Origin of the sequence: Micromonospora pisi (genome assembly GCF_003633685.1) — a bacterium.
Classification (GTDB): domain Bacteria; phylum Actinomycetota; class Actinomycetes; order Mycobacteriales; family Micromonosporaceae; genus Micromonospora_G; species Micromonospora_G pisi.
On sequence record NZ_RBKT01000001.1, the window covers coordinates 3578845 to 3593461 of the forward strand.

Annotated in this window: 10 protein-coding genes; 6 read left to right on the forward strand and 4 right to left on the reverse strand. The window is 70.5% G+C overall.

Annotated features, from left to right (window positions below):
• Positions 1 to 174 precede the first annotated feature (174 nt).
• Both BDK92_RS14920 and BDK92_RS14925 read right to left on the reverse strand, forming a co-directional pair.
• A complete protein-coding gene (locus BDK92_RS14920) occupies positions 175 to 4551 on the reverse strand; it encodes an ExeM/NucH family extracellular endonuclease (protein ID WP_121157266.1) in 4377 nt (1458 codons plus the stop codon).
• Between the two features lie 252 nt (positions 4552 to 4803).
• Positions 4804 to 6720, reverse strand: a complete 1917-nt coding sequence (locus BDK92_RS14925; RefSeq protein ID WP_121157267.1) for a glycerophosphodiester phosphodiesterase — start codon at positions 6718 to 6720, stop codon at positions 4804 to 4806.
• A 129-nt stretch (positions 6721 to 6849) separates the two neighbouring features.
• Between BDK92_RS14925 and BDK92_RS14930 the strand changes: the two genes are divergently transcribed.
• Positions 6850 to 8403: an acetolactate synthase large subunit gene (locus BDK92_RS14930; protein WP_121157268.1), complete on the forward strand. Its 1554-nt coding sequence runs from the start codon at positions 6850 to 6852 to the stop codon at positions 8401 to 8403.
• A 79-nt stretch (positions 8404 to 8482) separates the two neighbouring features.
• Here the strand turns inward: BDK92_RS14930 and BDK92_RS14935 are convergent, their stop codons facing one another.
• Complete coding sequence (locus BDK92_RS14935) at positions 8483 to 8755, reverse strand: TolB-like translocation protein (protein WP_147457012.1); 273 nt, start codon at positions 8753 to 8755, stop codon at positions 8483 to 8485.
• A 156-nt stretch (positions 8756 to 8911) separates the two neighbouring features.
• Between BDK92_RS14935 and BDK92_RS14940 the strand changes: the two genes are divergently transcribed.
• Genes BDK92_RS14940 through cobF form a run of 3 tightly spaced genes read left to right on the forward strand, consistent with a single transcriptional unit; the run spans position 8912 to position 10810 of the window.
• Positions 8912 to 9397, forward strand: a complete 486-nt coding sequence (locus tag BDK92_RS14940) for a sigma-70 family RNA polymerase sigma factor (RefSeq protein ID WP_121157270.1) — start codon at positions 8912 to 8914, stop codon at positions 9395 to 9397.
• A complete protein-coding gene (locus BDK92_RS14945; protein WP_121157271.1) occupies positions 9390 to 10031 on the forward strand; it encodes a hypothetical protein in 642 nt (213 codons plus the stop codon). The genes BDK92_RS14940 and BDK92_RS14945 overlap by 8 nt, the downstream gene beginning before the upstream one ends.
• Positions 10032 to 10051: 20 nt before the next feature.
• On the forward strand, positions 10052 to 10810 hold the full coding sequence (gene cobF / locus BDK92_RS14950) for a precorrin-6A synthase (deacetylating) (RefSeq protein WP_121157272.1): 759 nt from the start codon (positions 10052 to 10054) through the stop codon (positions 10808 to 10810).
• Between the two features lie 9 nt (positions 10811 to 10819).
• Here cobF and BDK92_RS14955 read toward each other — a convergent pair whose 3' ends face one another.
• Positions 10820 to 11356 carry a DUF1697 domain-containing protein gene (locus BDK92_RS14955; protein WP_121157273.1) on the reverse strand — a complete coding sequence of 179 codons (537 nt, stop codon included), beginning with the start codon at positions 11354 to 11356 and terminating at the stop codon, positions 10820 to 10822.
• Positions 11357 to 11558: 202 nt separating this feature from the next.
• Here BDK92_RS14955 and BDK92_RS14960 point away from each other — a divergent pair, with 202 nt between their 5' ends.
• Positions 11559 to 13214 carry an alpha/beta fold hydrolase gene (locus BDK92_RS14960; protein WP_121157274.1) on the forward strand — a complete coding sequence of 552 codons (1656 nt, stop codon included), beginning with the start codon at positions 11559 to 11561 and terminating at the stop codon, positions 13212 to 13214.
• A 128-nt stretch (positions 13215 to 13342) separates the two neighbouring features.
• Positions 13343 to 14602, forward strand: a complete 1260-nt coding sequence (locus BDK92_RS14965; RefSeq protein ID WP_170208590.1) for a D-alanyl-D-alanine carboxypeptidase family protein — start codon at positions 13343 to 13345, stop codon at positions 14600 to 14602.
• Positions 14603 to 14617: the final 15 nt, after the last annotated feature.

The following is a 14617-nucleotide window of genomic DNA, read 5'->3' on the forward strand; positions in this document are numbered from 1 at the left end:
ACATTCTCGGGTCCAGAGCGCCGGACCCACTCGATCCTCCCCCGAAATCGGAGAGTTAATCCGGAATCGCGAGCTGACACACAACGGGAATACATGGCCGGAAACGGGCCGGTCCGGGGCCACCCGCGAGGGTGACCCCGGACCGGGGTGTGGCAACCGCTTCGGTACGTCAGCTCAGAGCCGCGCGCACTGTCCGCTCGCCGGACCGCGTACGGTGTTCGGCCGGTTGTCGTTGCCCGGCGCGGGCGTGTTGCCCGAGCAGGAGAGGGGACCGTTGACCGTGTTCGCCGCCACCAGCACCGGCTGGCTGCCGGAGTTGCCGGTCAGGCTGACCGGGCCGGCGACGGTGAGCGTGTCGAGGCGTACCCCACCGGTGTTGTTGGTGGCGGAGACCGGGCCGCTGATCCGGCCGGACTCCACCAGCACCGCACCGGTCGCACCGGTCACGGTCACCGGTCCGGAGACGGTGGTTCCGGTGAGGGTGAACAGCACCGGCCGGGTCGCGGTGACCGGACCGGAGATGGTGCTGCCGGTGCTGATCAGCGACGCGCCGGGGGCGACCGTGACCGGCCCCGAGATGGTCGCCTGCTCCAGGCAGGTCAGGCCCGAGGTGACGGTCAGCGGCTTGCTGTAGCGGCCGGTGATCGTCGTGGTGCACTGCGGGCCGGGCTGGCCGATCGCCGACCGGGGCTGCGGGTCCGCCGTCACCGGGGAGTTCGCCGCCAGGTAGTCGGTCAGCATGGTCAGGTCGTTGTCACCGGTGGTGGCCGGGTTGGCGCCACCGCCGAGGGCGGCGAAGTTGTCCCCACCGGAGGCGAGGAACGAGTTCACCGTGACCCGGTACGTCGCGGTCGGGTTGATCGCCACGCCGTTGAGCTTCATCGACGTGATCCGCGAGCCCTGGGCGGCGTCCGGCAGGTACGTGTAGCTGAAGCCCTTCGAGACGCCCAGCCAGAGCAGCGGACGGGAGGCACCAGCGGGCTGCCACTGCTGCTCCAGCGCCGCCTTGATCTCGGCACCGGTGTAGCTCTTGGTCACCACGTCGTTCGAGAACGGCTGCACCGAGAAGGCGTCGGAGTAGGTGACCGTGCCGTCGGTGCGGTAGAGCAGGTCGGCCCGGAGCCCGCCCGGGTTCATGAACGCGATCTGCGCCCCGCCCCGGCCCGGCGCCTCGGTGCCGGCCAGCTGCACGTCGGCGACGAAGTTGCCGAGCACCGACTCGATGCCCCGGTTCTCCTGGCCGTTGGTGTAACCGCGCTTGATGTCGGCGGTGATCTTGCCGAGTTCACGCTTGCCCAGCTCGGCCGCGTTCGCCTTGGCCGTGGCGACGATCGCCGCGACCGCCGGGTCCTGCGGCGCGCCGACGACGTCGAGCAGCGCCGCGTCGGCGGCGGTGACCGACTTCGTGGCCGGGTCGTAGGTCAACGTGACCTTGCCCAGCTTCTGGCCGTAGTCCTCGGCCTGCACCACCGGGCGCAGCTTGTCGGTGCCCGGAACCGGGACCTCGAAGGCGTACGGCTGGTGGGTGTGACCGCTGAGGATGACGTCGATCGTCGCGTTCGCGCGGGTGTACTTCCCGAAGACCGGGTCGTTCGCCAGCTCGGCCGCGGAGTCGATGTTCTCGGTGGCCGCGCCCTCGTGGGCGAGGAGCACCACCACGTCGGCCTCACCGTTGGCCGGGTTGCCGTCCTTGAGTTCACCGGCGACGGTGTTCGCCTCGGCGACCGCGTCGCGGAAGGTCAGGCCGGCGATGCCGTCCGGGCTGACCAGGTTCGCGGTCTGCTCGGTGACCACACCGACGAAGCCGACCTTGACCCCACCGACGGTGCTGACCGAATATGCCGGCAGCACCCGCTCGTTGCCCCGGTAGACGTTCGCACCGAGCAGCGGGAAGTCGGCCCGGTCGGTCACCCGGCCGGTCAGGTCGGCGACGCCCTTGTCGAACTCGTGGTTGCCGACCGCCGAGGCGACGACACCCATCTGGTTCAGCGCGTCGATCGTCGGGTTGTCGCCGTCGATCGCCGAGATGAAGGTCGAGGCGCCGATGTTGTCACCGGCGGAGACGAACGCGGTGTTCGGGTTCTCCGCCCGGAGCTGGTTGACCAGCCCGGCGAGCTGCGCCGCGCCGCCGACCGGCTGACCGTTCACGGTCGCCGGGGACTCCAGCCGGCCGTGGAAGTCGTTGATGTTCAACAACTGGAGGTCGACCGGGGTGGCGGTGGTACGCAGACCGACCACCAGCGGGTTGTGGTCGCTGGCCCGGTACGGGTTCGGCGCGAAGAACGCCGGGTGGCCGTCGTACTGGAAGGCGAACGACTCGTGCGAGTTGATCTGCCACACGTCGGTGGCGGTGACCCGGGCGGCCAGCGACGGGGAGGCGATGGCGTGGTCCAGTGAGCCGGACTCGCCGCCGAAGACGTAGCTCGCCTCGCCGCTGGTGTTCAGGTCGACGTACTGCTTGTCGTAGAGGACCTGCAGCGGGTCCTCGTGGGTGTAGGCGTTGAAGTCGCCGAGCAGCAGTACGTCGTCGCTGCCGCTCTCCGCCTTCAACTGGTCCACGAAGGTGGCCAGCGCCCGCGCCTGGCGGACCCGGTCACCGTTGAACTGGCCCTGGCCGTCACCGGCGTCGGCGTTGTCGCCGGTCGCCGAGTCCGACGCGCTCTTGGACTTGAGGTGGTTCGCGACCACGGTGAAGGTGACCGCGCCGGAGGTGAAGCTCTGCGCGATCGGCTCGCGCGCGTTGAACCAGACGCTCTCGTCGTTGACCGAGCGCGACTCGCCCTTCGGCGTGACCTTCGCCGGCTTGAAGATGATCGCGGTGGTGATGAAGTCCTGCTGGGCGGCGGGCGGCAACTGCGCCGGGGTACGGGCGTAGTCCCAGGTCCCCGCACCGGCGGCGGTGTTCAGGGCGGCGACCAGCCGCTTGAGCGCCTGCTGCGGGTCGGCTGTGTTGAACCGTACCGAGTTCTCGATCTCCTCCAGCGCGACCACGTCGGCGCCGAGCGCGTTGATCGCCGAAACGATCTTCGCCTCCTGCTTCGCCAGGCCGGCCTCGTCGTCGGCACCGCGCGCCTCGCCACCGAAGTGGACGAAGTAGTTCAGCACGTTGAAGCTCGCCAGGCGGAGGTCCCCGCCGACGTTCTCCGGTGCCGCCGTACGCGGGTTGGTCGACTTGAAGGTGGTGCGACCGGCCGGCGGGGTGCTCGCGGCGACCGGGGTGGTCGGCTGGAGCCGCCACTCGTTGAAGCCGTACGACAGCACCGTCGGGCCGAACGCCTCGACCTGGTCACCGACCCGCAACGGGCTGGTCGGCGAGAAGTACGGCGGCAGCGTGTTGTCGGTCGACAGGTTGGTGGTCCGACCGTCGTCGAGCAGCAGCCGGGCGAGCTTGTTCGCGGCGGCGACCTGCTGGGCCTCGGGGGTGCCGGGGCGGGCCAGGTCGGTCGGGATCGGGGCGGCGTGCTCACCGGCGGCGAGCACGACCTCGCCGTACCGGTTGGTGTTGTAGACCTCGGAGACCGTGTACGGGCCGACCGGGGCGACCAGCATCGACTCGGCCGACTCGCGGCCGGCCGGGTCGAGCGGCAGGCTGAGCGCGACCGGGGTCGGCAGCGCCACGCCCTGCTCGCAGACCTGCACGTCGGCCTTGGCGGCGATGCTGACCTGGGTGAGTCCGTTGAACTCGCTGGCCGTACCGCTGACCCGGACCCGGTCGCCGACGGCGACCGACGGGTGGTTGGCGGCGTTCGTGGTGAGGTAGACGAAAACGCCGTCGGAGGCGGTGCCGGCGGCCGGCGCGCGTCCGCCGCTGCCGACGGTCTGCACCGAGATGCCGTTGTATCCGCCGGTGCGGTAGTCACCGGTCACCACGCCCTCGACGGTGACCCGGGTGCCCGCGAGCGGGGTCGCGTCGCCTGTCCCCTGGACCTGGGCGATGGTGTGGGTGACCGGGACGTCGCAGCCGATCGGGTCGGGATCGGGGTCGGGGTCCGGGTCGCCGCCGCCGTTGCGTACGCCGAAGGTGTTCGGGGCCGCGTCCCGCCAGCTGCCGCCAACCTTTTGCAGGGACGAGCCGACCGGGCTGGTGGAGCCCTCGGCCACGCCGATGTCGGTGCCGGTGAGGCCGTTCGCCGGGCCACCGACGGCGGCGAAGGTGCCCTCGTAGGTGAGGTATTCGGCGACCGTGCCGTCGGGGGCGACCAGGGCGATCCCGTCCGGGGAGCCGTTCTGGACGCCGTCGACGGGGTAGGTCGCGACGACCACGCCGGCGGCCGGGACCGCGCCGCTGAGCGTGCGGGTGTTGTACGAGGCGCCGTTGTTGCCGTTGTAGAGGACGATCTGCCAGCCGGTCAGGTCGAACCCGGCCGGGGCCTCGATCTCGATCGCCTCACCGGAGTCGGTGCCGGCGTTGTCGTAGTGGATCTCGCTGATGAAGGGGTTCGCCGTGGGTTCGGCGGCGACCGCCGCGGTGCCGCTGGCAAGGCCGAGCGCACCGCTGGTGAGGATCACGCCCAACGCGTTCAGTGAACGCGTGCGTCTGGTCCGGCGCATCAAACTGAGCCTCCGTAAAGGGGGGTAGACGCACTGGAGCCTATGCGGAAACAGTGTCGTTACATGAACTGCCGGGTGTACGGGACGCGGTAAATTTCCAGCCTCCCTGCCAGCGGAAACGGGCTATCCGGTGTTGTCCGGCGGTGACTCGCATAACACCCTCGTCGCAAATGCTGACGGTACGGGCGAACAGGAATCCCCGCCGTCGGGAAGATGCCGGCGGGGATTCCACAGTGCGATGACGTACGGCGGTTACTTCAGCGCGAGCGTCCGGGCGTCGGCGGCGATGACGCTGGCGACGTCAGCCGGGATCAGCTTGCCGGCCTGCCGGTCGACGTAGCTGGCCAACTCGGCGTACCTGGTGTCGACGAGCTTGGCGGTCATCGTGCTGATCGCGGCCGGGTCGGCACCGGAGGTCAGGATGACGTAACCGAGGCCGGCCTGGCTCACCGTGACGGTGAAGGTGCTGGTCGCGGTCGCGGTTCCCTCGGGGCCGGTCACCTGGGTGCTGACGGTGTGCTTGCCGGCGGTGAGCTTGACCAGGTCGAGCTTGCGACCGGCGGCGGACTTCTTGCCGTCCACGGTGACAGTGACGGTGTCGGCGTTGGTCGCGGCGACCGCGATCACCGGGGACTGCGCCCGGTCGAGGCGGGCCCCGTCGGCCGGCGAGGTGATCTCCACGGTCGGGTCACCGGAGGAGCGCTGCATGAAGGCCGAGTTCCAGCCGACCAGTTCGGCGGTGCGGTTGGTGATGATCGCGTCCGTACCGATCCGCTCCAGCCGCTGCCAGAGGCTGGCCGAGTCCATCGTCCACGCCATCACGGCGACCCCGGCGGCGTGCAGCGGGGCGACGACCTCCGGCTTGGCGAGCAGCGCGTTGCCGTCCGGGTTGTACGCGGTCAGGTGCAGCTGCTTGGAGATCGCGACCGGGTCGGCGTCGAGGCTGCTGCGGAGCAGGCCGAGCGGCAGCTCGGGGGCGAGTTCGTAGGTGTACTGGAGGGCGTCGACCTCGAAGCTCTGGACGAAGACCCGGCTCATCATCTGCTCGTCGCGGATCACCTGGATGATCGTGGCGACCTCGTCCCTGGTGTGCTTGCCCTTGATCTCCAGCAGCAGGCTGCCACCCCGGGTACGCAGGTCGGCGAGCTGCTCGGCGAGGGTCGGCACCCGCTCGCCGACGTACTGCGGGCCGAACCAGGAGCCGGCGTCGAGCGCCTTGATCTGCTCGGCGGTCAGGTCGCGGATGTTGCCGGTTCCGTCGGTGGTCCGGTCGACGGTGCCGTCGTGCAGGATGAACGGCACGCCGTCCTTGCTCGGCTGGACGTCGTTCTCGATCCAGTCGGCGCCGCCCTTACGTGCGATCTCCTGGGAGACCAGGGTGTTCTCCGGCGCGGCGGCGGAGGCGCCCCGGTGGGCGATCACGGTGAAGGGGCTGCCCTCGGGGCGGATGTAGCCGTTCGGCGGCAGCTCGGTGACGGTGACGTTGTCGTACGAGACGGTGGCGCCGTTGACGAAGAGCGCCTGGCCGCCGTCGGTGGAGCGCTGGAGGTTGTTGGTCCGCATCGCCTCCCGCCCGTCGAAGATCCAGCGGGCCTGGTTGCCGTGCACCTCGACGGCGACCCGGATGTCGCGGCCGGTGCCGGCGGCGTACGGCGCGGAGGCGGTGTTCGGCACGACCCAGGTGTTGGCGGTGGTCCGCTGGGCGAATTCGAGGCCGTTGGCGGCGGTGGTGCCGCTGCGCATGGTGGCGATCCACCACGGGGTGGCGCCGCTGGCGGGGACGTCGAGGCCGAGCGAGGCCCAGCGGGTCGCGGCGGAGACCGTCTCGAAGCGCATGTTCGCCTCGATCCGGAAGTCGTTGAGGTGCTTCCCGAACGTGATCTTGTTGTTCTCGCTGGAGCTGGCGGAGGTCCCGTAGAGCCGACCGTTCTCGACCTTCCAGGCACCGTCGACCGCGTTCCAGCCGGCGGGGACGGTCCCGGCGGAGAAGTCCTCCGAGACGACCACGTTGCCGGGTTCGGCGGCGGCGGGCGACGAGGTGGCGACGGCCACCGCCGCGGCGCCGCCGGCGACGGCGAGCGCGGCGGCCACGGCAACAGCCCGGGTACGCGGGGCGAGCGGCCCCGCCGTGGCGCGGCCCAGCGGTGATGCTGCGGGAAGGACAGTCATGGTCGGGACGCTACGAAACCGAGCCGAATCCATGATCAATCGAGCGTGACCCGGACCGGAACGCACGGTGTACGCGACCGGTCCGCACGAAACCACTCCGACCAGGCACGCCGTCGATAGTGTCGAGGCATGAACGGAGCGGAAGCGCTGATGCGTACGCTCGCCGGATCCGGTGTGGAGGTCTGCTTCGTCAACCCCGGCACGACCGAACTGCACCTGGTCCGAGCGCTCGAAGCGGTCCCGCAGGTACGGCCCGTGCTCGGTCTCTTCGAAGGGGTCGTCACCGGCGCCGCCGACGGCTACGCCCGGATGGCCGGCAAGCCGGCCGCCACCCTGCTGCACCTCGGCCCCGGACTCGGGCACGGCATGGCGAACCTGCACAACACCCGCCGGGCCAACTCGCCACTAGTCAACATCGTCGGCGACCACCCGACCCGGCACAAGGCACAGGACCCCCCGTTGGAGTCGGACATCGCCGCCGTCGCCGGCACGCTGCGCGGCCCCGTACGCCGGCCGGAGAACCCGACCGGCGCCGGCCAGGACGGCGCCTCCTCGTACGCCGAGGCACTTGAACCACCCGGCCAGATCGCGACCCTGGTCATGCCGGCGGACGTCTCCTGGGGCGAGGGCGGAACCGTCGCCGAGCCGATGCCCGCCCGACCGGTGCCACCGGTCGACCCGGCGGTGATCCAACGCGTCTGCACGATCCTGCGCGGCGGCGAACCAGCCGTCCTGATCATCGGCGGGCCGGCGGGACGGGAGCCGGGGCTGCGCGCCGCCAGCCGGATCGCCGCCAGCACCGGGGTCAAGGTGATGCTGGAGATGTACGTCCCGCGCCTCGAACACGGCGCGGGCGTGCCCGCCTTCGAGCAACTGGCGCCCTACCCGGAGCAGGTGGCGGCCCAGCTCGACGGGGTACGGCAGGTGATCGTCGCGGGCGGGAAGGCACCGGTGGCCTTCTTCGCCTACCCGGACCAACCGAGCTGCCTGGTGCCGCCGGAGGCGAAGACCCAGATCCTGGCCGAGGTCGGGCAGGACGCGGTCGCCGCGCTGACCGCGCTCGCCGACCTGCTCGACCCGAACAGCGAACCCGAGCTGTCGACAGCGGCCCGGCCGGCGCTGCCCACCGGGGCGCTCACCGCGACGAACTGGGCCCAGGTGATCGGCGCGCTGCTGCCGGAACGGGCGATCGTGGTCGAGGAGACGTTGAGTTCCCGGGCCCCGCTCGCGGCGGCCACCGCCGGCTCACCCCGACACGACATGCTGGTGCAGCTCGGCGGCGCGATGGGCGAGGGCATGCCGATGGCGATCGGCGCCGCGATCGCCGCACCGGACCGACCGGTGGTGGCCCTGGAGGGCGACGGTTGTGCGGTCTACACCATCTCCGCGCTCTGGACCCAGGCCCGGGAAAGGCTCAACATCACCAACGTCATCCTGAACAACCGCTCGTACGCCGTCCTGCGCGAGGAGTGGAAGCACCTGGTCGCCGACGGGGTCGACGCACACTCCAACCGACTCTTCGACCTCGGTGACCCGACCATCGACTACGTCAGCATCGCCGAGGGTTTCGGGGTGCCGGGCAGCCGGGCGACCACCGCCGAGGAGCTGGCCGAGCAGTTCTCCCGGGCGATCGCCGAACCCGGCCCGCACCTGATCGAGGCGATCTTCCCCCCGGCCGCCTGACGGATCGGCCAGCTCCACGACCAGGAATCCAGCCCGTGCCACTGGTTGCGACTCGCGGTGTGTCGCCTACCCGTCAGCGTCAGCGGGGTCCGACGAAAAGGAGTCGCCGGTCCAGCTCGACCGGCAGCGGCAGTTGACGTACCTCGTTGCCGTTGAGGTCGATCTCGACCGCAGCCCGCCGATTCGGCCCGGTGATCGTGTACATCAGTCGGTCGTTCGTAACCCAGAACGCATCCACCAGGGGCAGCGTCGCGAGCAGGGCCCCACTGCCGGCGTCGAGAAGCTGCACCTCCCGCCCCGCCTGTACGACAACGCGCCGCCCGTCCGGCGACCACGATCGTGGTCCGGCCACGTCTCCCCGGATCGGCAGGAGCCGGGGCCTCGTCTCCGTCCCTGGCCGGCGATCCAGGCGGGATGTGCGTCAGGCCCGCGATGTACGGAATCCGGGACCGGCGACAGTAAGTGGATGGCGTGGCTCAGACGTTAGAGGGGTGTGGCGCTACAAACAATGGAGTTCACGGAGTTCTACGTGCAAGCCAAGGACGATTGCCTACGGGCGGTGCTCGCGAGCACCGGTGATCGTCACTTGGCCGAAGAGCTCGTGGCGGAAGCGTTCGCCAAGGCATGGGCATCGTGGCGAACCGTCGCTCGGCATCCGGCGCCGCACGCGTGGGTGGTGCGTACCGCGCTGAACACCCGTACGTCGTGGTGGCGTCGTCGGCGGCGGGAGGTGTCGTGGGATGGGCTGGAAGAGCCGGTCAGCGCGTCGGATTTCGCCTTTGACGACTCGGTGTTGGCGGCGCTACGGGACCTGCCGACCAGACAACGTCAGGTCATCGCACTCCGGATCTTTCTCGACCTTGACACCGAGACCACGGCGAAGACGCTCGGCATCGCGCCCGGCACGGTGACCGCCCATCTCGCCCGTGCGACCGCCACGCTTCGCGCGCAGCTCACCTCCCTCTCAAAGAACGGAAGGCAGATCAATGGATGAGCTCTCCACTCGTGTACGTGAGTCCTTCAGCGACGTCCACCTGCCCGACCCGGTCGAGCACGTCATCGCTCGTGGTCGGTCACTGCGCCGACGCCGCAACTCCTTGTCCGCATTCATGACCCTCGGCGTGGTGGCCGTGGCGTCGCTGGCCGTCGCGCTCACGGTCGGCGCACCCGGCGGGGACACCCCGGATGTCCATGTGCATCTTGCCGCCTGGTCCGTTGACACCAACAAGAACCAGACCGTCACCGTAGCCGTCCGGGAACTCTCCGATCCGGAGAAGCTGACTGAGATACTGACTTCTGCCGGAGTGCGGTCGAAGGTCCAGTTCGTGCAGATCCCCGCCACCAGCAAGAACATCGGCTGCTACCGGTTGGCCGGCCCCGGCGTGCAGGCTCTACGCAGCGATCAGGTCCTTTCCGGGGGCCTGGACGCCAATGGAGATCTGCGCATGACCATCACGCCAGCCGCGATGCCGGACGGGTCGGTGCTGAGTTTCGTGGTATTCGGCCGTGGAGAAGGCCAGCGGCTGGGCACGTCGATGACGTTGTTCGACAACGAACCGGGAACGTGCGTGCCTCTGACGGATGAGCAGGTGCAAGCCGAGGTGGACGCGCACCGCACAAACGGATAGTCGGATTGAGGAGCGCGGTGATGCGGAAACTGTTGGTGATCGGGATCGGGGCCGGTGACCCGGGCCAACTCACCGTCGAAGCGGTCGACGCGCTCAACGCGGTCGACATCTTCTTCGTCCTGGACAAGGGCCAGGCGGCGGCGGATCTGACGGTGGCCCGGCGACAGCTCTGTGACCGCTTCATCGGACCGGGACGCTACCGGGAGGTGCTGGTCGCGGACCCGCCCCGGGACCGCGTCGCCGCCGACTACCCCGAGGCGGTACGGAACTGGCGCGACGAACGCGCCGAGCTGCTCGAACAGGTCATCGCGGCCGAGCTTGGCGACGACGGTCTCGGCGGTTTCCTGGTCTGGGGCGACCCGTCGCTCTACGACGGCACCGTCCGGGTGCTCGACACCATCGCCGCCCGTGGCGCACTGGCGATCGAATACGACGTGATCCCGGGGATCAGCAGTGTGCAGGCGCTCGCCGCCCGGCACCGGGTGACGCTGAACCGGGTCGCGGGCGCGGTGCAGATCACGACCGGGCGGCGGCTCGCCGAAGGGCTGCCGTCCGGGGTGGACGACGTCGTGGTGATGCTCGACGCGAACCTGACCTGTAAGGCGTACCGGGACCAGGAGATCGACATCTACTGGGGCGCGTACCTCGGTACGGAGGACGAGGCGCTCGTCGCCGGCCGGCTCGACGAGGTGGTCGACGAGATCGAGCGGCTCCGCCAGGACCTGCGCCGACGCAAGGGCTGGATCATGGACACCTACCTGCTGCGCCGCAACCCGTGACCGGGGCGGTCAGTCCATCATCGCGAGCAGTTTGGTGACCGTGTTCCAGTTGCGGGCGGTGGCGACACCACCGAGCCGTTTCTCGAAGAACGCGTAGGTCAGTTTCGCGTTCTGCTGCCCGCCCGGATACCAGACGTAGAGCTCGCGCTCGCCGACCCCGCACTCCTCGGGCGCGTACGCGGTGAAGTCGATCGCAGCCAGCCTGCTCGGGTCGGGGCGCTCGGCGAGGAAACAGACCAGCAGTTTCGACGGTTCGTCGGTCCGCTCCGCGAGCGGGTTGTCGGCCACGATCCGGTCCAGGTCGGCGCGGTCGCGGACCAGACACGGGATGCTGAGCCCGAGGTCGGCCTTGATCGCCCGCTCGATCTCGATGGCGAGCGCGGCCGGGTCACCACCGCCGGTACGGAACACCGCGTTGCCGCTCTGTAGCAGGGTGGCGACGTCGTCGTACCCGAGTCCGGTCAGCAGGGCGCGCAGGTCGGCCATCGCGATCCGGTTGTTACGCCCGACGTTGATGCCGCGCAACAGCACCGCGTACGAGTTCACCGCAGTCGCACCCACCTTCGTGGACGTCGTTCCGGTTCCGCCCGAACCGTACCGGAGAAGACGGTCGACCCCTGGGGTCAACCGCCGGACCGCTTCATGGGTGACATCCCGGAGATCCCCCTGACGTGCGGTGAGCGCTCTTCAAACCGGGCTTCGAGCCGTGCTCGACTGGCGGCACACCCATCGATTGGAGTTATCGCGAATGCGAAGAACGATCCGTACCGCCGTCGGTGTGACGGCCGCACTGGTGCTCGTACTCGGTCTCGCCGCGCCCGCCGGGGCGGTGGCCGGCGGGGCGGCGGAGGCCGGGGCAGACACCGCCGTGAACGGCTGGCGTCCCCCGGCGGTCAACTGGCAGCCCTGCCCGGAGCAGCCGGACCAGGTAGATCTGCGCTGCGCCACCCTGGCCGTCCCGGTCGACTGGTCCCGCCCGCGCGGCGCCACGTTCCCGTTGGCGATCGCGAAACGGGCCGCCACCGGGCCGGCGGCCACCCGGATCGGCCCGCTGCTGATCAACCCCGGTGGGCCGGGCGGCTCCGGAGTCCAGGCGGTGATCGACAGGTACGAGCGGTACGGCAGCCCGGCGGTCCGGTCGCGGTTCGACCTCGTCGGCTTCGACCCGCGTGGTGTCGGCCGCAGCAACCCGATCCGATGCTCGGCGACGCTGCTCGCCGCACAGCCCTTCTTCGTCCCGTCCGACCAGCACGAGTACCGCGAGCTGGTCGCGCACAACCATCGGCTGTACGACAACTGCCGAGCGCACACCGGCCCGCTCTTCGACCACGTCGACTCGGTGAGCGTGGCGCACGACATGGACGCGATCCGGGCCGCGCTCGGCGCCCGGCAGATCAGCTACTTCGGTGTCTCGTACGGCACCCTGATGGGCCAGATGTACGCCGAGCGCTACCCGGACCGGGTGCGCGCGCTGGTGCTGAACAGCACCATGGACCACAGCCTCGGCATCGGGGCGTTCGTCCGTACCGAGTCGGTCGGCGCGGAGAACTCGTTCACACAGTTCGTGGCCTGGTGTGAGCAGGACAGCGGTTGCGCGCTGCACGGCCGGGACGTACCCGGGCTCTTCGCGTCGTTGATGCGTCGTGCCGAGGCCGGCACCCTGGTGGAGCCGGAGTCCGGGAGGAACCTGAGCTGGCTCGATCTGTCCAGCCTGGCGCTCAACGCGTTCTACGGCCCGCGCTGGTCCGGGCTGGCCGAGCAGCTCGCCGCGATGGCCGACAGCCCGCCCGCGCGGGACGGGTCGTCGACCGGCCGGGAGCGGCTGGCCGGGCAAGGCGACGCGGTCGCCGACGAGTTGGTGGAGTATCCGATGCCGGTCTTCTGCCAGGACTGGGCGCTGCCGGTCGGCAGCCTGTCGGAGTTCCAGCGGTACATGGCGCTGGCCCGCTCGACGGCCCCGAACATGCGCGGCTCGGCCCCGGCGATCATGGCGACCAGTGTCTGCCTCGACTGGAAGGGTGCGGTGAACAATCCGCAGCACCGGCTCCGGGTCCGCACCGACCTGCCGCTGCTGGTGATCAACTCGCACCATGACCCGGTCACCCCGTGGGAGTGGGCGGTGAACGTGGCGGACCAGTTGGGGCGCCACGGCCGGCTGGTCGGTTACGCGGGTTGGGGGCACGGGGTCCACCCCGGTACGCCCTGCACCAACAGTCACATCGACCGCTACCTGATCGACCGTACGCTCCCGCCGCCGGGCGCGACCTGCGCGGCACCGGAGCCCACCGCCAAGCCGGACGCCAAGCCCTCCGCCGAGCCGGAAACCGAGCGCGGCCCGGAAGCTGAGCGCCGGACGGGACCGTCGGCACCGGCACAGCCCGCCTGGTCGACCCGCCTCTCCTGACGATCCCCCTTCCGGTGCGAGGTCGCCGACCCCGGCGCCACGCACCGGAAGGGGCTCGACACCGGCACGACTCAACCCGCACCCGGTCAGCGGTCATGTTCGCCGGACATCTGGGAAGAACACCGCCCATGTACCAGTCGGCCCCGCAGACCCCCACACAACCCCGTCCGCGTCGGCGACGGCCCATCTGGCCCGCCGTACTGGCGCCGGTCCTCGTCGCGATAGCGCTGATCGTCGCCCAGCCACTCTGGCACCAGCCGTCACGGCCGACCGCCGACCCAACCCTGCCCACCACGACCCGGATCCCCGGCACCGCCCCACAACTGCCGTGGCCGTCGACCGGGCAGGCCGCCGTCGCCGTCGACGGCGTCGGCGACCTGGGCAACCACGGTACGCAGACCCCGGTGCCGATCGGCAGCGTGGCGAAGGTGATGACCGCGTACGTCGTACTGACCGACCATCCGCTGCGGGTCGGCGAACCGGGGCCGAGCCTCACCGTCAGCGCCGAGCAGGCGGCGGCGTACTCGGCCGAGCAGGCACGCGGCGAGTCCCTGGTCCAGGTCGCCGCCGGGGCGAAGTTCACCCAACGGGAGGCGTTGCAGGCGGTGCTGCTGCCGTCGGCGAACAACATGGCCCGGATCCTCGCCGCCTGGGACGCCGGCAGCGTCGCCGCGTTCGTCGCGAAGATGAACGCGATGGCGACCGGTCTGGGCATGACGAACACCCGCTACACCGACCCGGCCGGCCTCGCACCCGACACCGTCAGCACCGCCGTCGACCAGGTGATCCTGACCCGCAAGGCGATGGCCCTACCCGCCTTCGCGGAGATCGTCGCCCAGCCGAGGGCGACCCTGCCGGTGGCCGGCACGGTGACCAACTACAACCACCTGCTCGGCCAGGACGGCGTGGTCGGGGTCAAGACCGGCTCCACCGATCAGGCCGGGGGATGTTTCACCTTCGCCTCGGTGGCGAAGGTCGGCTCGGCCCAGTTCCTCGTGGTCGGCGCGATCCTCGGGCAGCCCGGCAGGGACACCCCGGCCCAGTTGCGGTCGGTGTTCGCGGCGACGACACCGCTGGTCCGGGCGGCGGCGGCGGCGCTCGGCGTACACACGGTCGTCCCGGCCGGGCGGGAGGTGGCGACCGTACGCGGACCGCTCGACACCGGTACGACGCTGCGCGCCGGACAGAACCTCGACGTGATCGGCTGGCCCGGCCTCGACGTACGGCTCGGCACCGAGATCCCGACCATGCCGAGGCAGTTCGCGTCCGGCGCCGAACACGGTCGGGCGATCGCGACCGTCGGCAGCCAACCGGCGGTCGGTACGGCGTTGCGCGCCGACGACCGACTCGAACCGCCGGGCGTCTGGGACCGGCTGACCCGCCGCTGACCCTGGCGCCGTCGA

Coding starts and splice junctions, on each gene's coding strand:
- BDK92_RS14920 (WP_121157266.1), bottom strand. CDS start 4,551: ATGCGCCGGACCAGACGCACGCGTTCACTGAACGCGTTGGGCGTGATC.
- BDK92_RS14925 (WP_121157267.1), bottom strand. CDS start 6,720: ATGACTGTCCTTCCCGCAGCATCACCGCTGGGCCGCGCCACGGCGGGG.
- BDK92_RS14930 (WP_121157268.1), top strand. CDS start 6,850: ATGAACGGAGCGGAAGCGCTGATGCGTACGCTCGCCGGATCCGGTGTG.
- BDK92_RS14940 (WP_121157270.1), top strand. CDS start 8,912: ATGGAGTTCACGGAGTTCTACGTGCAAGCCAAGGACGATTGCCTACGG.
- BDK92_RS14945 (WP_121157271.1), top strand. CDS start 9,390: ATGGATGAGCTCTCCACTCGTGTACGTGAGTCCTTCAGCGACGTCCAC.
- cobF (WP_121157272.1), top strand. CDS start 10,052: ATGCGGAAACTGTTGGTGATCGGGATCGGGGCCGGTGACCCGGGCCAA.
- BDK92_RS14960 (WP_121157274.1), top strand. CDS start 11,559: ATGCGAAGAACGATCCGTACCGCCGTCGGTGTGACGGCCGCACTGGTG.
- BDK92_RS14965 (WP_170208590.1), top strand. CDS start 13,343: ATGTACCAGTCGGCCCCGCAGACCCCCACACAACCCCGTCCGCGTCGG.